Origin of the sequence: Buttiauxella noackiae, assembly GCF_000737905.1 — a bacterium.
Lineage (GTDB): Bacteria > Pseudomonadota > Gammaproteobacteria > Enterobacterales > Enterobacteriaceae > Buttiauxella > Buttiauxella noackiae.
On the sequence record NZ_JPRU01000001.1, the window covers coordinates 529,641 to 549,110 of the forward strand.

The window sequence follows — 19,470 nt, forward strand, 5'->3', positions numbered from 1 at the left end:
TCCTTACGCAATCAGTGAGTTATTGCCATTATTAGCGGCAAAGGTTGACGGTATTTCGAGAATAAAATCACCGATATTAACGGTGGTTGAGTTCACGCCGACTAAAGTAATAACATCCGCACCAACGGTAACGACGGTATTACCGTTGCTTCCCGTAATCGCGACGTTGCCGTTAAAACTACCCGCAGTAATACCTAACAAACTTAAATCGAGGTAATCCTGCCCACCAACGGCATTACTATCGAAACTCGTGATGCGGTCTTGCCCAAAGCTTGTGCTGAAGGCGAAGATGTCATTACCGGTGCCGCCGTCCATGGTGTCATTACCCGCCTGGCCGTTGAGGATATCGTTACCAGTGCCGCCAGAAAGAATATCGGCACCCGTTCCACCAATCATCACATCGTTGCCAATCCCGCCCTGGAGGTTATCGGCACCATCACCACCATCAAGGAAGTCATTACCGTTCCCACCTATCAGTTGGTCATTGCCTCCCATCCCAAACAGAGAGTCATTCCCATTACCGCCAGTGATGGTGTTAGCAATCGCGTTCCCGGTACCGATGAAACTTCCCTGGCCGGTAAACACAAGTTCTTCGATGTTATCGGTCAAGTCGTAGCTTGCGAGGCCGGTTTGGACAATATCTGTCCCGGCATTGAGACCTTCGATAACGATGTCACCTGCGTTATCAACAATATAGCTATCATTTCCGGCGCCACCGGCCATGCTGTCTGCCCCCAGACCACCATCAAGATCATCGTTGCCAGCATCCCCTTGCAGGGTATCTTGTCCCGCTTCACCTGACAGGCTGTCGTTGCCTGCACCACCTACCAACAAATCGTCACCCGCACGTCCAAGCAGGGTATCGTTACCGCCTTCACCACGCAGGATGTCACTCCATGCTGTACCGATGAGAGTGTTACCGGCGTTAGAGCCCACAATAAGATCGCCAACAGGCTGGGTAGTGGCAGATGTGAGGACAACAGGTGCGTTTCCTTCATCATCTGTGACTGTCACCACCACTTGCAGAGTCCTGCCAACCATCGCCTGAGCCGGAGTGAAGGTAGCCGCAGTGGCGCCAACAATATTCACAAACCCGGTCGCGGTGCTCATTCTCCATTGATAACTAAAGTTACCGCCGGTCAAACCATCCGCATCAGCAATACCGGAGACAACAGCCGTCAGTGTGACGCTTTCGGTCGGTGTGAGGTCATTAATCACCGGGGCACCGGTAGTCGGCTGGTCGCGCACCATAACGGCCTGGGTTTGAGCCGAAACCAGGGTTTCAGCATCTCCCATACGGTCACTGAAACTGGCAACCACACGCAGTGGAGCACCCAAAATAGCGCCAGGTACTCTGAACTCCTCACCGACGGCCTGATCACGCCATTGGCCATTGGTAAATGCCTGCCATGTCAGCGTGATAGCTGCGTTAGCCGCAATACCGTTCCCATCCTGCAAATTCGCCAGGTTGACTCGCAGGAGGTCGCCAACTTCGGGGGTTGGGTTATCAATGGTGAGATTGCCTGTCGCCTGTTGCGCCGTTACCCACAACTGTTCACCGTTGCCAAACTCCAGTTTTTCGATGTTCAGCAGGCGGTCAATACCGTCATCAAAATTCAATGCGGCATCGGGGGTAGCATGGTCAACCCGGAGGCTGCCATCGGGCATACGTGTAAAGGCATAGTTGCTACTGATATCGCGGTACACCGCAACGTCAGTTTCAGAGCCATTACCCTCACTCAAGATCTCACGCACTATAGAGAGTTGGTGCGGTTTTAAGGTGCCAGCCAGCATGTAAGATTTCAGTTCGTTCATGCTGTCCGCACTGGTGATGCCCGGCATCCCACTGACCGCAATTCGCACGTTCAACCACGAGTCGCCATCAATAATGTCGTTGCCCGCTTTACCGGTTATGCGGTCACTTCCACCACCACCGAGCAAAATATCGCTGCCATCATCGGGGTTAAGCAACACTGCATTCGGGTCCGCTGAGTGGGCGACACCGAGTACGGCCTGAAGACCGCTAATCCTGTCAGCTCCTTCCTGGGTAAGATTATTGGAGAGCGGGGTGCCAAGAACCGGTGCGGTCCCAAGAGGCTGTTCGGTGCCCACTAACACATCGTTGTGTTTCCAGCCCGAAAGCCCCTCAACCAGATCGAAGCGATCCCGCAGGATAAACTCTTGCTGGTTAACGAAAATCGGAATGCCGAGGTCGGAATTAGCACCATGTGGGTCGCCTTTATGGATTGCCCAGTCGAAACCGGCCATGCCATTGTTGCGCTGAATGCCGGGGCCCTGAACCATAATGTCGTCGCCTGCTTCGCCATCGTAGTCCGTGTCGTTACCCTGGCCGTTAAGCACATCGTGGCCAACTATCGTACTGTTGAAGAACAGCTCGGAGTTTTCGCCCGTCAACGAGTCAAACCCGTCACCGCCTTCCAGCCAGTCATCGCCTTCGTTACCAAGCAGGGCGTCAGCGCCGGAGCCCCCCAGAACAAAGTCATTGTCCCGGCCAGCAAAGACTTCCTGGGCATCTTCGCCAACAACCACAAAATCACTGCCGCTGCCGCCGAATACCAGATCGTTACCGTTACCGGAGAAGATGACATCGTGACCTGCGTCGCCGTGCAGGAAGTCTGCATCACCAACGGGTGTGCCGGTGTCGGTAATAATGTCATTACCATCGCCACCGTGGACCACATCTGCCTCATCGCCACCATCCAGGCGGTCATCTCCACCATCGCCCCATAGGCTGTCGATGCCTTTACCGCCGATTAACGTATCGTTACCCGCAGAACCGCCGAGCACCACATGCCCATCACCGGTGTACTTAAGATAAGCGCCGTCAGCTGCGCCATCGCCGTTAACGTCCTGTGTGGCCGCGCGCCGGGTCAGCAAAGGCGTTAACAGATCTTTTAGTGGGTTACCCCACGTTGGGTCAGCTTCCGTCTGCAGTGCCCGATTCACTTCGAAAATATGGTCTGGGGTCTGGAAGAGATTAGCGGGCAGGTGAGATGAGCCATTTTCCCCAAGGTCGCTGTTACGCATAACCAGCGCGGAGAATGAGTTGGCTTCCAGCTCATTGAGCATGTTCAGCCCCTGAGCTCGACTCAGATAGTAGAAGCGGTCGCCGTCTTGCAGCATTTCCATTTGCGTTTCAAAGACAAAGTTGAAGGTAGAGCCCAACATCCCCCCAAACTCGTTTTTCCGCTCGGCAAGCCCGCCAATCCAGAAGTCGACCATGTTCAGGCCGGACTCTTTTGTCGCCCATGCGCCAGTACTGTTGAAGAAATCCATCGCATCGGCAGGCGGTTGAGAAGTGCCATCGCCAAACAGCAAGAAGTTCACCGCATCGCGTTTGCCTTGAATGGTGGTAGCGCCAAGAATCAGCTCATGTTGGCCGTAGGCGGCCATAAAGTTGATGATGGAGGCCGGGTTTTTCAGGTAAGTCGTGAAGTCGGCCCAACTGGTATAAGGGCGTAGTTCACTGTTACCGCTAAGTTCAAAGAACTGCTCACGGGCCTGGTTCAGTGTTGGCATTGCCGTATCACGGCCACGAGCAATGTTAAGAGCGCCTAAATCAAGCGGTAAACCGATCAGGTTGTTTCGCAGTGCATCGGTAATAAATTCGTCAATTTCGTTACCCACTTGCCGCGTCATGCCACGAACAATCGCGCCAATTGCTTGTTCGTCGGAAACCGCACCACCGTTAATTTCATTAAAAGCAACCGGATTCAGGAACGCTTCAATCAGGCCAATGTCACCGTTTTGCATATCAATATCAGTACGCGCCACGGTTTCTGTCAGCATCGAGTGGCCAAAACGGTAAACCACATGTGCGAACTCAGCAAAGATCAGCGGGTTAATGTCTGCCGTGTTGGAGAAGACAAACGGGTCGACTGCAGGTTGTACGGTGCGGGCGAACTCTTCGAAGACCAGGTGCTGATACTGCATCTCCGTGGTGAAACGGCCTGCCTGGAATAAATACTCACCGTTCCAGACCAGGGTGCTGGTATCAGCTGGCAGTTCCGTTATCTGGTGCGCTGGCATCAGCCATTGGTTGATAAGGTCAATATCACCGGTTGCCAGCAGGGTGGTTTTATACTCTTCCACCAGGCGGTTATGCTCGCTGTGGAATACGGCATGCACCGCGGTTAAACCGATGTTTTCATTACCGCGCCCATCACCGGTGATGAAGTGCCGATCGAGCAGCTCGTCATCATAAGTTCCGGCTGGCTGAGCGCCGCCAATGACATCATCGTTGTCAGCTACCAGCCCGGCTTTTGGCGCAGCGGTGTGGGCAATGTCGTCAAGGAATGCATGCCCGGTGCGCAGCGTTCCGGCAGGTAAGAAATCACCATTCGCTTCAACTAACCCAGCGGTGGTAACGATCTGCACTTTGCCATTCTCACTTAAGATCAAGTTGCCGTAACGGTCAGTGGCCAGCAGCGGAACATTAAACACATCCTGATCGGTGAGTTTGATACCGAGCAGGGTTTCAGCCTGGTTTTTGACATCAGCCCAGGTTGCCAGCCCACCGTTTGCGCCGCCTAATAAGTTGCCGGTTGGTTCAGGCTTGCCATCAATCATGACGTATTCGCGGATGAATATCTGATGTGACGGGTGGGAGGTGTAAGTTTGGTTTTGATCGATGAATGGAGTGGTGAGGTTTACAGTTTCATGGTTGGCATCAACTTTTGCCCTGGTTAATACCATAAAGTTAGTGGGCGACCCTTCCACATATAAGGGGTCATCGGGTTGCAGCGGAATGAATACAATGCCGTTTCCCTCCTTTGGAATTAAATCCAGACCGTGGTCAAAGAATTGCCCGAATAGTGTCATCCAGCCATTGAAAGCAGGGGACAAGCCCACATCAGGAGACAGGTTAGGAATCGACAGGCTACCATTTGCCGATGTGGTTCCACCTCCAGGGGCATCTTGTAAGTTGTTATGCGCTTCGACTGCTGCCGGGTTTGACGCGGTTTGGTCAGATATCAAGTTACTGATAATACGCGGGTCTGCGTCAATGACCGTCCCACCGAGTTGAGTATAACTGGTCATGGCATCCGCATCTTGCCAGTTCAACGCGGTGAGTCTTGGCATGTTTTGATCGGCTGAACCATATAGCTCCTGACCCGGTAAAAGGTTATTCCAGGAGCCATCTACGGTGCGAATACCGTAGGGTAACAACGGACTGGAAACTAAGTCCCGGAGTGCATCGCCATTAATACTACCGTCTGGGTTTGTCGCTGCTTCAGATATTTTTATCTGCTTGAGAATAAAAGCAAGATCGTGCAGCGTGACAGTAAAGTCATATTGTGAGGCCATAAATAATTACCCCTATCTTTACTTTGAACTAGCTATCATCACTCTTTCCTGCCTTTTTCAAAAAAGGGCAGGCGAATGAACCGTGTGTATTGAAATGAATTATCGAGTTGCAATGACGCAACCAATGTCCATGTTATGTAATTTAAAATATTGGCTACCTTATAAGAGTTATTCTCCCTGTAAAAATACTTAGCTGAATAAGTTTATTCCTTCGTTCGCAAAGATAATTTTATGTAAGTTACAGGCAGCCTTGACCTTTTGAATTTGCAGATGCATTCAAGGCGGAGGGTTTTAAATATTGATTACTCGTATATTGGCTGAGATTTTTACCCTGCATGACACTTTTGTTATATTCATAACTATGGTTTTTCTTTGGGTTACTTCTCTCATACTTTCTTATGAGAAAAAATAAAATTTGAAACAATTCAGTAGAGCAGTAATCACAATGCGTTACTTTTTTAATGTAAGAGTGGAGGGAGGCAAGATTTTTTTCAGCTGAATAAGATGCGAAAATCGACTCAACTTATTGATAAATATAATTGTTAAATTTAACATCTATGCCTTGGGTGTTTAGCATCTTACCAAAAAAAGTCAAATGATAAAAAATCTCATCAGTCATAACGGCAAGTGATATTTTCATTTCTTTACGTTCCGATTTTTAGTCGGCAAAGTATTTATGCTACTACTTTCATATCTCGCTAATATTAGTGTTTCGATGGCAGGTTATTTTCATAACGTAATAATGCTGTGTAAATAGCATGCTAATTAAACATGTTCATTATTCGAATAAAAACCAACAACACCCATACCATTAACGTTGTGTAGGGAAAATAAAAGTAGCAAGAGGGCTGGTACCAACTCATTGCATTTATCGTGACTCATCAAATTGGATTTGTTACGGATTGATTAAAAGATGGGTTATTTTTAGCGTCAGAATGGCGCTGAAACAGTGGTGTTGACTGGTGAGTCTGCGGTTAATCGATTCTCAAGACGAAATTTTTATCTCACTACCACAAGATTTGCTGTCATCCCGGAGCGGGGATGACAGCATACTTTTCTATTTGTCTTAAGCCAATCGTGCAAAAAGTTGAAAATTGATACTATCGCTGCACGATTAAATGTCATCAAAAGTATGGTCAACGACAATCTCGAGGGTTTTACGCACGATGTCGATGGTGACGACATCATCAGTGGATTCAATTGCCTCGATCAAGCGCTGAATTATGGCTTTATTAGTTAAATGTCCATCAGTAGCAAGAATGCTGCGTATTACCGCTCCAAGTAATACGGCCTCATCAGCCAGCATGTCGCCAGCGTTACGAAAATATGCAGTTAAAGCCGTGTTTGGCAGGGTGGCATAAATTTCTGATTTATGAAGCGTCATCTGAGTCATTTACTTTCACCATGAGTAAGTTGAGTGTGTAGGACAGTCAGTGTTTTTTACTGCTGCCAGGATCAGGGCTATCGTCGAATAACGGATATGCCTTGTTTTTTTGTTTAACCGGGCTATCCATGTCCCACTGCTTTTGAGTCGGAACTGGGTTACGTCGCGAGATACCCAGGCGTTGGTGACTGATATCGGCAATCACATCCGCTATCACATTTCGCCGTTGTGCATCTCTTTCTGACGCTTCCATTGTTTGCAGTCTTTCAATCAGGGACCGAGTGCTGATGGGTCCGTTATCGTAAAGGATTGATAGAACTGCCTCTCCAATCAGTTGATCGATTAGTTGCTCTCTTTTACTTCTGCTCATAACTGCGTCTCTTCTTGCCACCGAGTTTCGTTACCGAAATGTGGCTTGAAATCAGCCCTCGCTCAGGAGGTCAGCTGAAGGTTGCCAGGCTTTTCTATATTGCCTGAAATAATGCTCCCGCAAGTGTTGATCTATTAAGCCATGTAATTTGCGCTATCAGGACCGTTTTAAAGTTAACGGTCAAAAAGCAGGCCAATTAAAGTGTGGTAGTGACTCTCTTCTTCAGGACCCGATGCTTCTTCAACCCGACGTAACAATTTTGTGCAGATTGCTTTGCGGTTCAAACTGCGTCCGTCGCTCAGGATCTCCACCACTATTTCCCCGAGTGTTTCCTGCTGGGAAGGCAGGGCTGCTTTAGAGAAATATCGGGTGATAGCATTAGCTGTATCGGGTACGTAGTTGTTCTGTTGCATCAGTCACTCCTGTAAATATGCAGTATTTAATAAGATGTACAAACAAAGTTATACAATGATTAAAAAGTTGTACATAGAAAAGCGTAAGGATTTTTCTTAAAAGCTTAAGCTTTTAATGCTATACATTAATTTTCAACTAGTTAGCGTGATAAGTAATTTGCATTCACGACATTTGGTGTATAGGTTCAGCATTTCTGTGTATAAGGCGTGATCAAAAACCGAGTAAGCGAGGTGTACAAACGTTCATTTATTGTTAATAAGTTATTAATTTTAATGTATTTTAAATGAGGGGTTTGGCAGGTCATCTGCTACTGTAAATGCCTAAACAGCTTTCAATTGGACACAGCATGCTTACTACCATCATTTATCGCAGCCATATCTGTAAAAACGTACCGTTCCACTCGGTTATGGATATGGTTGCAGCTGCAAATGTTAAAAATGATCAGGCCGACGTGACGGGCATTCTGCTGTTCAACGGCACGCATTTCTTTCAGATGATTGAAGGCCCGGAAGAGAGCGTTTTGAGTATTTATCAACATATTTGCCGGGATAATCGCCACTACAACATTGTTGAGTTGCTTTGTGATTACGCTCCTGCGCGGCGGTTTGGAAAAACCGGCATGGAACTCTTTGATTTGAGGGAGTACGACAGGGATGAGGTGCTGCAAGCTGTGCTGGATAAAGGGACCTCAAAGTACCAGCTGTTTTATAACGACCGCGCGCTTAAATTTTTACGTACATTCGTTGAAGCGACTGAAAAAGAAAACTATTTTGAAATTCCGCCAGCGGATTCCTGGCTGTTTATCTCCGACAAAAAAGACGTTCATACGCAAGCCATTATTGCTGATAATACGGCAGATTGTAGCTTTGCATTCCAGCCTATGGTGGACCCGTTCGCGCAGAAAATTTTGTCAACTGAAGCTTTGCTGCGCACAGCTGGCGGGGAGTCAACGGCTACTTATTTTGCAGGGTTTACTGGAAAGGCACTTTACGAAGCGGACCTTAATAGCAAGAAAGTCGCCTTTGCGATGGCCAGTTCGCTCAAACTTGGCGAGCAGTCTGTTTCCGTTAATTTGTTGCCTATGACCCTGGTGGTGATTCCTGGTGCTGTTGATTTCTTGTTAAGAGAGATTCAGATAAACGGCCTTGTTCCAGAGCAAGTAACCGTAGAATTTACTGAGAGTGAAGTGATATCGCGCATCGAGGAGTTCACCGATGGCATCAGACAACTGAAAGCTGCGGGGATAAGCGTAGCGATAGATCATTTTGGTGCCGGATTTGGCGGGCTATTGTTGCTGTCACAGTTTCAGCCAGACAGAATTAAAATTAATCGTGAACTGATTAAAGATGTCCATAAAAGTGGCCCACGGCAGGCAATTATCCAGGCCATTATCAAATGCTGCGCTTCGCTTGAAATATCCATTTCGGCGGTTGGAGTGGAAAAGGCCGAAGAGTGGATGTGGCTGGAATCAGCTGGTATCTCGCATTTTCAGGGCAACTTGTTTGCCCGTGCCCAGTTAAGTGGCATAGCCGCCGTAGCCTGGCCAGAAAGGAAAGCAGATCTCTAATTCAGGTTGTACAATGTAAAAAAGGTTGTACAACCAGCACGGAGTCGTTAGTTTCGACATGGACGTTTTAAGCTCACAACGAGGGATTAATGACCTTATACAGTATCGGCGAAGTTGCCGAACGATGCGCAATCAACCCTGTCACGCTGCGCGCGTGGCAACGCCGTTATGGATTATTCAAGCCGCAGCGCAGTGAGGGCGGACATCGGCAGTTTGATGACGAAGATATCCTGCGTATCGAAGAGATTAAACGTCTGATAAAAAGTGGCGTGTCCGTAGGGAAGGTTAAAGCATTGTTGGAAGCGAGTCAGACAACGACTCATGACCATGAAGCGTGGCGACCGCAGCAGGAAGAAGTGATGACTGTGTTGCGTCTTGTACAACCTGCAAAACTCCGCACAAAAATTGCAGCTTTAGGTCAGGTATTTAGTGTTGACATCCTCATTGACCATGTTTTTATCCCGGTACGTCAATGTCTTAGCCTGGATAAAAATACTTCAAGAGCAATGATTAGCCTTCTTGATGGGTTGCTGATTGAGTACGTTATCCAGTGCCTCGCTGACTCTCGAAGCAAAGAAGGTAAAGACACATTACTGATCGGCTGGGAAAGCGAGGAGAGAACCCGTCTTTGGCTCGAAGCCTGGCGCCTTTCACAACATGGCTGGCGTCCTGATGTGCTGGCAGACCCTCTGGATTCACCTCGACCGGAATTGTTTCCAGGTCAGCATATTTTTGTCTGGACAGGGAAGGTACTAACTTTGCGCCAACAGGAACAACTGGAACACTGGCAGAAGCAAGGTTTTGCCATTAAGTTTCATTCAGGTCAGTAACACGAGTTATAACCAAATCGTGAGCTATAACCCTGTATAAAAATGCGGAACGTGGTTAATAGATAACTTCGGCCAAGTTCAGGCATAGCTAACAGGATGCAATATGGAAAATTACGCGAACATCAGTGGTGATTCACAAGTTGTTAGTTTCCAGATTGATACCAATTCGATCAAAGTCCGTTTTAAAAATAATCACGTGTATCTCTACGATCTCCGCCATCCAGGACCTGAACATCTGGAAAAGATGAAAGAGTTGGCTCGGGCAGGATGGGGCCTGAATACTTACATCGAGAGTGAAGTGAAGTCCGATTATTCTTCCAAGGTATTTTAACGCGTAAAACGAAACTGAAGGTGACTGTGCGTCAGTAGCTTTCACTTCGTTTTGTTGACAGTTTTTTTACAAAAAACAAACGATTCTTTTCCTTTCATTCATTGCTAGGTATAAGCCTTTTACTACTCTTAGTCTCAATTGTAAAAGTATGCTGAGGTCCTGGCCTGTAGGCTGGCGTTGTATCGGTGTCCTAAATTATTCAATTGAGTAAGAGGATAGCTATGCCGACACAATCACCAGCCCTTGCGCGCGCGCCACATACTGATGACCACCAGCTTTGGGATGTCATCTTTGGTATTTTTGGACTGCCAGCGCTTTTCATTGCGCATCGGCTCAATCTCTTCCAGTTCGTCGCGGATAAAAACCCCACGCTCGATGAGCTCTGTGAAGGTCTTAATTTGCACAGGCGTGGCGCCCAAATACTGGTTAGTACCTCAACATCCCTCGGTTTTCTTGACCTCATTGATAATCGCTATTGTTTAACTCCCCTCGCAAAAGATTATCTGCTGGAAAGCAGCGCAAATTATTTCGGTCATTACTGGGATCTCCTGATTGATAACCATGAGGTCTTTTCCTTCGAAGCCCTGATGGCGGCGGTCGTGAGCGATACTCCGCGAGCCTACGGCGTTAAGGACATCTACCAGACTCACCGTGAGGATGCCCAACGGACTCGAACTTTTACTCGTGCTATGCACTCAGTCAGTGTGGCGGCGGCATCCGGATGGATACAAAAACTGGATCTCACCGGCTACCGTAGAATGCTCGATATAGGCGGCGGATCGGGTGCTCATGCTTTAACGGCGGCCTCAGCTGTTTCGCATTTGCAGGTCACTGTCTTCGATCTTGCTACAGTCTGCCCGGTGACTGAGGAATTTATCACCCGTTACGGTCTTGAGACGCGCGTCAAGGCTCAGCCTGGCGATATGTGGAACGATGCTTTTCCGCAGGCCGATCTACATTTCTACTCCCATGTTTATCATGGCTGGAAGCCCGATAAGTGTCAGTTTCTTAGCCAAAAGAGCTTTGAAAGTATGGAAGCAGGCGGACGGATCATCGTCCATGAAATTCTCTATGACGATATTGGCAAAACGGGTCCTTTTCCGGCTGCAGCATTGAGCATGATCATGCTCGGCTGGGGAGAGGGTGAACAGTATTCGGGCCCGCAGATTCAAAGTTTCCTGGAAGAAGCGGGCTTCCGTGACATTCAGATCATCCCGACTTACGGTTATCACAGCATTGTGACGGGGCGAAAGCCATGAACCTCTCGCGAAATGTCCCGACTGCTGCACAAATAGAATGTTTTGCCCAAAGTATTTCAGGCCACGTATCCAGCCAATTGTCACCTGGCTATGAACCGCTCCGATGTGGACTGGTCTGGAATGGTCGGCCCCCGGAGCATTATCCTTTTCTGATCGTCACAGCACGTACCACCACCGATGTGGCGAAGGCCGTTGATTTCGCGAAATGCCATGGTTTGGCCGTCAGTGCTCGAGGCTCAGGCCATAGCTACAGCGCTGTTTTCTTATGCGACGGTGGCCTGCTGCTTGACCTTTCACAGTTAAACGACATTACTGTTGACCGCTCAGCACACCGATTGAGCGTAGGAGCAGGTGCAAGGAGCGGCCTGATCGCTGCGGTGCTGGCACGGGAAGGGCTAGCCTTTCCCGTCGGGCATGACACACAAGTGGGGATCGGCGGATTCCTTTTAGGTGGAGGGCTTGGCATCAACTGCGCCGCATGGGGAGGAATGAGCACTTTCAACATCCTGGCAGCGGATATTGTGACAGCCGATGGCAAAACGCATTACATCAATGCCGAAAACAATCCCGACCTCTTTTGGGCGCTTCGCGGCGGCGGCCCTGGACTGCCATTTATCGTTACCCGCTTTCACCTACGCTGCTACGACCATCCCGGTTTGATCTCCAGTAACACCTGGCTGTTTCACTTCTCCGATTTGCTGCACTTGACACAAGAGCTGGAGGCGGTTGCATCGTCTCTCGATCCGCGCCTTCAGGTGATGGTGGCTATTTTTTCTGCGCCACCAGAACTTGCCGAGCTGTGCAGCGCCGAGGACTGCGGTCGCATCGTTGCCCTTACTGCGATGGCATTCGCTGAGGATGTTGATGATGCCAGTTTGATTCTGGGACCATTGGCTTCGCTGCCTATGCTCTCAAACGCGATAGTTCGGACTGAAAATCCCTCTACAAGGTTTGCCGAAATTCAGGAACAAGGCAAAGCGCTTCTTGTGTCGCAACGCTTTCGTACCGATAACATTCTCTGCGACAACCTCGGCGACGCGGTAAAAATCGTTATGCGGCATTTGCCGATGGCACCATCACCGGCCAGCCTGTCATTGATAGTCTTGGGTGGGCAAAAAACACTGCCGGAAGCTGCTTACTCTGTCTCGGGCAGGTACTTCGTCTCAACTTATGCGCAGTGGGATCTCACCGAGGATGACCAGGTTAACGCCGCCTGGCTGAAGGGCTTTTATGACGACATGGCTGAAGTCGCAACCAGCGCCTACATCAACGAGTTCGATCTGGAAGGCCGGCGGGATGAAGTAAGCCGATGTTATTCGGCAGCAACCTTTGAACGACTGGTAATCTTGCGCCAATCCTATGACCCGATGGGTGTTTTTTATAACCCCTTTGCTCATTCCTGTCCCTGAGAGGTTGCCTGTCGATGCGTATCTACACCTATAACAATATTGACGAGGTGGGAGTGGGGCGTTGGGATGAACTGGTCGCCAGCTGCGGTGCTCCAATCTTCTATCGCTCAACATTCCTGCGTGCTTTTGAGCTTTTTCCGCTACACGACGTGAAGGCTCATTACTACCTTACTGGAGAGGACGAAAACGGCTCGTTAATCTTCGCAACTCCTGTCTACCTCCTGAAAGGGGTAGATCCCATGCGGGTGATTAACGATCATTTCCCTGACTATAATGGCGCCTCCATCCTCGTTAACCATGTCTGGCATTGCTACGACACCTGGATTCTGGCGCGTCATCTCGACGCCGATGTCGTGGGTGTAGTGCTGCAAAATATGAAGATGCTTGCGGAGGAGCTCGGTGTTGCACTATGGGGATTCACCAACGTCGATGGTACCGGTGCGCTAAACCAGGCTCTTACCGCAGCAGGCATGACGGGAGTCCCGGTTGATGAGCGCTTTCTTATCGATCTCACGTCTGTTCCCGATATTGATAGTTATCTCGCGCGACTGAAAAGTGATGTACGCCAGAACCTACGCCGCTACAGACACATTGCGGAACGCGAAGGTATTGTCAACAGTATCAAAGATGTGCAGCAAGCCGACCTCGAAGGTTTCGTCAAACTTGCCCGTGCGGGTGCTGCCAAATACGGTAATGCCGGCTACTACCAACCTGGTATTTTCGAGGCTTTCGTGCGGGCCATGGGCAAACATGCAATCGTGCTCGAGCAGCGACTCGACGGAAAGCTCATCGGCTCGGCGATTTTGCTGGATGAAGAGTCAACTTTGCATTGGTGGGTGGCCGGAAACGACTATACCGCCTTGCCGCAGATCAGCCCTTTCTATCTCGCATTCCTTGGCATTCTCGAAGAGGCTCTGACGTCAGGCAAGTCCGTGCTGGAAGCCGGGCGTCGCAATCCACGTTTTAAAACCCGACATGGCCTGAGTCCCCGGCCAGTTCTGGCATATTTCGAGCCGACCTTGAAACACACCGTTGATATATAGACTCATTTTTGCCGGGAAACTGGCAGATCGAAAGAAAGGAGCATGTCGTGGAATGTGGAGACGCTTTCGAAAGCAATTATCACTATTTTGTCTGGCGTTTTCCGCCCGCCGACCCGCAGACGTGGCTTGCAGCAGCCGTTTCTTTACACCGTATCTTTGACGCGGTTTTTACCAGCAAAATTTGCTTATGCCGCAATCCTGGTGCATTTGTGGCGCTCGATCTGGCACAGCTAGCAGAAGGCCCCATCACCCTCAGCGCTTGCCATAAATGGATTGCCACGGCTAGCCGCAACAGTCAGGGTGAACCAGCTCCTGGCGCACACATCATCGTCTGCGGCGAAACTCCAGACCGGGCGATGGCTACCCGCTGGCAGCCGCGTACCGGGCTACTCCTGGACATGTCGACGAACCAGAATTGCGTGACCGTTACCTTTATGCAGCAGCGGGGCGCTTTCAACGATCCTGGCTTCCCGGACTTGCTGAAACAGGCACTGTATGGGTTAACACAGCAGTGTTTGCCGGTTGTTAACAGTACGGTCGACATCACACAGATAATTCGTTCGCTGCTTTCATATCAAACAGCCACGCCGCAGGCCATTGAGACGACAGGGGATTTGTTCATTAAGCGCTTTTCTATTATTGCCCAAGAGACTCCCGAACGAACTGCAATTATCGCGGGGAATAAGTCCATCAGCTATGGTGAACTCGCCTTGATGACAGACCGTATCGCCAATGAATGGCGGCATCTTCAGCTATCAAAAGGGGCCAGGGTGATGGTGATTGCTCCTCGTGGTCCTGCACTTGTGGCGTCTGTTGTTGCCGCATTTAAGGCAGGTCTTGCCATAAGCCTGGTCGACCCGCGCCAGCCGGATGACTATTTAAAAACTTGCTGTCGTATTGTGTCTCCCGCAATGGTTATCAATCTGACCGGTCGGGAACTGGCGCTTGCGGATATTCCCGTGGTCACGGCCGTCGATCTCTCGCCGAACGCTAAGGCTCCTCCAATACGTGAAGACCATTTTCAAGGAGACGACTGTGCAATCCTTACACTGACATCAGGGACGACGAGCGTGCCGAAAGCAGTTATGGGCCGCTACAGTTCTCTGACCCAATTTTTCGACTGGATGGACGAGCGTTTGGGTCCCATGACCGACGCGGCATTTGGTATGTGCTCGAGCATTGGGCATGACCCGCTGCAGAGGGATATTATGACGCCGCTCTATGTCGGCGGGCACATAGTGATCCCGGCCGAGCGTGATCTGAATGAACCCCAGCGTCTTTCTCGTTGGCTTGCAGATAATAGAATCGAATTTGTCTGCCTTAATGCAGCACTTGTGCCGTGGCTCGGGTCATCAACCCAGCTTCTGCATCTTCGCGCTTTGTTCTGTGTCGGCGGAGCTTTGACGCGTACACAGGCCATCATGCTGCGCAAAATTGCGCCAAATACACAAATCATCAATCTATATGGCGCTACCGAAACCCAGCGCGCGGTTGGCTTTTTTGAATTGCCGCGTGACGCTGATGTTTTGGCAGATCTGCCGGATGTGGTACCCCTCGGGCGTGGCATGAAAAATGTTGAGCTTCTTGTCCGGGACCTCACGCACCCAGGAATGGCGCTCCCGTACCAAATCGGTGAAATCGCTTTGCGAAGTCCTTATGTTGCTCTTGGCTATGTCGGGGACCCGGAATTAACTAAGCGAAAATTCAGAAACGATATCGTGCCCGGGCCGCATAACATCCCGACTTACTTAACTGGCGATCTTGGTTACGTTTCACTGTGTCACGGTGTCATTTTCACTGGACGAATGGATGACCAGTACAAGATCAGCGGATATCGTGTCGAACTCACGGCAATTGATGACATGTGCCGCCAGCATCCTAAAGTCAAAAACACCGCAACACTTGTTGTTGAGGTGGAAGGTCTGCTCACACTCATCGCTTGTATTGTTCCTTGTAATCCGATGACAGAGGATGAACTCGGTGACCTACGTCACTGGCTTTCGCAACGGTTGCCGCATTACATGGTTCCGCACCGGCTTTGCATGCTCAACGAACTTCCATTGACGATCAACCGTAAGATCGATATGCGAGCCCTGACCGAGATGGCGAAATCTGAAACCGGGCTTAAGAACGCGAATACCGCAGGGGCAGGGGAGATGACCGCTAAAACACTTGAGCAGATCTTAGCATTCGTCTCCCGGCATACAGGGCTGAACAATCCTCCCCTCGACGTCGCACTTGTCGCTCTTGGCATTGATTCACTACGCTTTATGGCGCTTGTCAGCCATCTGTCACGTGACAAATATGTTTTGGATGGGCTCCATAATGGGATGTCCATCGCTGAAATAGAGGCAACACTCCCTGATCGCGCTTTACCTGATTTATCCTCACGGCCAGAACGCACCATTTTGCCTGAGGATAACCCACGCGATCTTCTCGGACCGGCGATAGATGTTACCGAGACACACATTTCTTTTGCGCACAGAGAACTCGACCATTGCTGTTCGAACAGTTATCTCGGCCTGGCTGGGCACCCGGAAACCCGCGCACAGATCGCTCGCTTTATCGGTCAGGGCCACGCACTAGGCGCGCATGGTTCGGCGGAACTAAACGGGTTCACTGTCTGGCACGAACAGTTGATCGCTGCCATAAACGAAATTCATGGCAGCGAAGCTGCAGTGCTATATGGCTCCGGTTATCTCGCTAATATTTCAGCGATTGCCGCGGTCGTTTCCGCCGATGACCACTTGTTCGTCGATGAGAGTTGTCATCAATCGCTCATTGATGGTTGTCTTTTGAGCGGCGCGAAAATATCCGTCTATCGGCATAACGACATTGGAGATCTGGAAAGCCAGCTGTCGAGCACACCTTGCTCCCCAAAAGCTATTCGAGCAATCGTGACCGAGGGTGTTTTCAGCATCGAGGGTGATGTTCTGGAACTGCCAGCAATTTATGATGTTGCACGTCGCTTTGACTGCCGCCTGATTGTCGATGAGGCTTGCTCGCTGGGACAACTTGGCATTGATGGCTCTGGGGTGGAATCTCATTTTGGTTTGCCCGGCTCGATCGACATTCGCACCGGCACATTGGCCAAAGCACTCGCATCGACTGGTGGATATGTTACGTGTCGAACCGAGGACTTATTGCGCCTGCGGTTCCAACGGGGCGCAAGTTTCTCAACGAGTCTTTCCCCACTCAATGCATTTATTGCCTTGCAAGGCGCGAAACTTCTGCAAAAGGAAGGAGATGTGTTGAAAGCACAACTTGACCGCAATGCCGACCTTTGGCGCGACAGCCTCAACGCGCTGGGTTTTGACACCGGACGGTCGTCCACAGCAATCATCCCAATCATGTGCGCCGATGCCGGGGCAGTCACTGCTTTGTTCCAGCGAGCCCTTGAGCTCGGTGTTTATACATTGCCGATCTCATCCGCATGGTCGAAGCGGGTATATGCAGTGCGAACCTCTGTAACATCAGCTCATGTACCTGATCGTTTGCGGGATATCATCGCGCGTTTCAGCGCTGACGGGTGAGGGAGATTATTGGTGCCGTGGGACTTAGCGAACACCTTGATTTATCGCAAAGTCAGTTAGAGATGTGAAGTAATGTACCTTTATATGTAATTTAACATAATATACATTATGCGCACCATGATAAGCTAAGGCGAAATCTTCTTCGGCACTACAACCGCATGACCATTCCAGTATTAATAGCGTGAAGGAATGTTATTTATCGCTTTCAGCAGGCCTTTTTCGGTCACAATATAATTCCCCGTTTTAAGCTGGGCCAGTATCTTCATAATCGTGCTGCGGGAAAGAAATGTACGGCTCAAAATGTAAGAAACGATGCTGACGCTATTTCTTACCTCTTCGGTTTCATTCATCAACTCATATAGTTGATAGCAGATAACTTCATAAGAGGATAACGATGAAATTTTCGTACAGTGATCATAAATTCTTGTGGCTGTATAAATTAACAGCGTAGAAAGGTTTTTCCACAAGTTGTCCCTGTCGATAATCCGGTTAGCCTCTTCAATGGTGAGGATGCTGATTTCAGATGCGGCCTGCGCCCGGATATAAAGATAGTCATTTTCCACCAATTGCGTACTTAAACCAAAAACGTAAGGTGCCGCTTCTGAATTTAATATCATACCGTCAGCATAACGATAGAGGGTAACATTGCCGCCATGCAATAAAAAACAATTGTGCTGCCCTCCTGTTTTATAATTCAATGACTGCTTATCAGCAGTCACTATTTTATTTGCATTCGGCGCAAGGCTGTTGATAAGCAAATTAATGTCAGCCAGTGGTTTTTTATGCATCATATTGCAACCAATTAAAATAGAGGTTTTTTTCATAAATCGTCATGCGGTTTACGAACAACCGCAATCCTGTCATTTTTCCAGATGAGTGGATTATGATAATTATTAATAAAATTTAAAAGTTTTCTGACGGTGTAAAATTACACCCCAAAAAAGACTTGTGCGCGTTGTATCAATGATCTGTGCCCTTCCACTGTTCTCTTCAGCATCCTCAGAGACATTTCCATCAATAAGTAAATGCATATAAATTAACAGCTCGCATTAGATGTTACTGATGGAATATTTACATTAAAAGCATCGCGCTGATACCCAGCCAAACTATTGATTAAGAAAGAAATTGGTAAACTACGTAGCAGTGCTATCTTATGCTATATTTTAAACAGCCATTTATTATGGGGCGAGGCATTTATGATCAACATACATCACGATCATAGCAAGGATATTTCCGCGACCGTTGAGCTTGTAGAAAAGCTCACGCCCTTTGTGACCTTCATAACGGCGCCTCCCGATACCCGCTTTTACCTTTATATCAATGGCCATTCGTACTGTTATCTGGTGCGCAGTGGCATCTGTAAAGTTTATCACCGGAATGACGAACTGCTTCTCGGCACGCTCCTTGTCCCTGGGATCATTGGTATTAGCGCAATACTTCCTGTTGAGGCGGGGCTATTTATTCAGACACATAGTACATCCGAGATAGCAACTATCAGCACCGTACAGGTTCGGCAACTTATTGCTGAGAACAATCTCTGGGAGTTACTGGCCAGTCATGTTTCCCGGGTCACCAGCCGACTCTATACCATAAATACCTATTTCAACGTTTCCAGCGCATACGAAATCACCCGCATTCAGTTACTTGAACTAATGAGCGAACCTCCTGAATACAAAAATAATGTTTCTGCTGCCCATTATGTTCAGCAAAAAACATCGCTTTCCCGCAGTAGTATTATGAAGATACTGGCGCAGCTGAAAAAAGGAGGGTATATCAGAATCGAAAACGGCATTCTGATGGAGATTTACCACCTCCCGTTAAAGTACTGACTTATCCTATGGCATAAACTTTATGTTTTTCATTTGTTAATAAATGGATTGGTTTTTATTAAAACCCCGAGCATCCGACAAAGCCACGTTAATAACCTAGCCGCTTAAAATTCCGGTGTAAAATTACACTCAAAAAAATCTTGATGTATTTTTGCTCATCACTGAGAATACCC

The 19,470-nt window shown here is 48.9% G+C and carries 13 protein-coding genes; 8 read left to right on the forward strand and 5 right to left on the reverse strand.

Annotated elements, in window-relative coordinates; genetic code table 11:
- Positions 1 to 3: 3 nt before the first annotated feature.
- The 4 genes from IX31_RS02370 to ycgZ all read right to left on the reverse strand — a co-directional run bounded on the left by IX31_RS02370 (position 4) and on the right by ycgZ (position 7,495).
- A complete protein-coding gene (locus IX31_RS02370) occupies positions 4 to 5,328 on the reverse strand; it encodes a peroxidase family protein (RefSeq protein WP_034455563.1) in 5,325 nt (1,774 codons plus the stop codon).
- Between the two features lie 1,114 nt (positions 5,329 to 6,442).
- Positions 6,443 to 6,721: a biofilm development regulator YmgB/AriR family protein gene (locus IX31_RS02375; protein WP_034455564.1), complete on the reverse strand. Its 279-nt coding sequence runs from the start codon at positions 6,719 to 6,721 to the stop codon at positions 6,443 to 6,445.
- Positions 6,722 to 6,758: 37 nt separating this feature from the next.
- Positions 6,759 to 6,965: a hypothetical protein gene (locus tag IX31_RS23555; protein ID WP_241767158.1), complete on the reverse strand. Its 207-nt coding sequence runs from the start codon at positions 6,963 to 6,965 to the stop codon at positions 6,759 to 6,761.
- Positions 6,966 to 7,255: 290 nt separating this feature from the next.
- Complete coding sequence (ycgZ, locus tag IX31_RS02385; protein WP_034455567.1) at positions 7,256 to 7,495, reverse strand: regulatory protein YcgZ; 240 nt, start codon at positions 7,493 to 7,495, stop codon at positions 7,256 to 7,258.
- A gap of 347 nt (positions 7,496 to 7,842) precedes the next feature.
- Between ycgZ and IX31_RS02390 the strand changes: the two genes are divergently transcribed.
- The 7 genes from IX31_RS02390 to IX31_RS02420 all read left to right on the forward strand — a co-directional run bounded on the left by IX31_RS02390 (position 7,843) and on the right by IX31_RS02420 (position 17,468).
- Positions 7,843 to 9,063: a diguanylate phosphodiesterase gene (locus IX31_RS02390; RefSeq protein WP_034457070.1), complete on the forward strand. Its 1,221-nt coding sequence runs from the start codon at positions 7,843 to 7,845 to the stop codon at positions 9,061 to 9,063.
- A gap of 89 nt (positions 9,064 to 9,152) precedes the next feature.
- Positions 9,153 to 9,893 (forward strand): MerR family transcriptional regulator, encoded by a 741-nt coding sequence (locus tag IX31_RS02395; protein WP_034455568.1) that lies wholly within the window; start codon positions 9,153 to 9,155, stop codon positions 9,891 to 9,893.
- Between the two features lie 103 nt (positions 9,894 to 9,996).
- Positions 9,997 to 10,224 (forward strand): hypothetical protein, encoded by a 228-nt coding sequence (locus IX31_RS02400; protein WP_034455569.1) that lies wholly within the window; start codon positions 9,997 to 9,999, stop codon positions 10,222 to 10,224.
- A 221-nt stretch (positions 10,225 to 10,445) separates the two neighbouring features.
- A complete protein-coding gene (locus IX31_RS02405) occupies positions 10,446 to 11,483 on the forward strand; it encodes a methyltransferase (protein WP_034455570.1) in 1,038 nt (345 codons plus the stop codon).
- Positions 11,480 to 12,892 carry an FAD-binding oxidoreductase gene (locus IX31_RS02410; protein WP_051880482.1) on the forward strand — a complete coding sequence of 471 codons (1,413 nt, stop codon included), beginning with the start codon at positions 11,480 to 11,482 and terminating at the stop codon, positions 12,890 to 12,892. The genes IX31_RS02405 and IX31_RS02410 overlap by 4 nt, the downstream gene beginning before the upstream one ends.
- Positions 12,893 to 13,131: 239 nt before the next feature.
- Positions 13,132 to 13,935, forward strand: a complete 804-nt coding sequence (locus tag IX31_RS02415; protein ID WP_157837358.1) for a GNAT family N-acetyltransferase — start codon at positions 13,132 to 13,134, stop codon at positions 13,933 to 13,935.
- A 47-nt stretch (positions 13,936 to 13,982) separates the two neighbouring features.
- Complete coding sequence (locus IX31_RS02420; RefSeq protein WP_051880485.1) at positions 13,983 to 17,468, forward strand: aminotransferase class I/II-fold pyridoxal phosphate-dependent enzyme; 3,486 nt, start codon at positions 13,983 to 13,985, stop codon at positions 17,466 to 17,468.
- Between the two features lie 173 nt (positions 17,469 to 17,641).
- Here the strand turns inward: IX31_RS02420 and IX31_RS02425 are convergent, their stop codons facing one another.
- Complete coding sequence (locus IX31_RS02425; protein ID WP_034455572.1) at positions 17,642 to 18,292, reverse strand: helix-turn-helix domain-containing protein; 651 nt, start codon at positions 18,290 to 18,292, stop codon at positions 17,642 to 17,644.
- A gap of 372 nt (positions 18,293 to 18,664) precedes the next feature.
- Here IX31_RS02425 and IX31_RS02430 point away from each other — a divergent pair, with 372 nt between their 5' ends.
- Positions 18,665 to 19,297 carry a winged helix-turn-helix transcriptional regulator gene (locus tag IX31_RS02430; protein ID WP_034455574.1) on the forward strand — a complete coding sequence of 211 codons (633 nt, stop codon included), beginning with the start codon at positions 18,665 to 18,667 and terminating at the stop codon, positions 19,295 to 19,297.
- Positions 19,298 to 19,470: the final 173 nt, after the last annotated feature.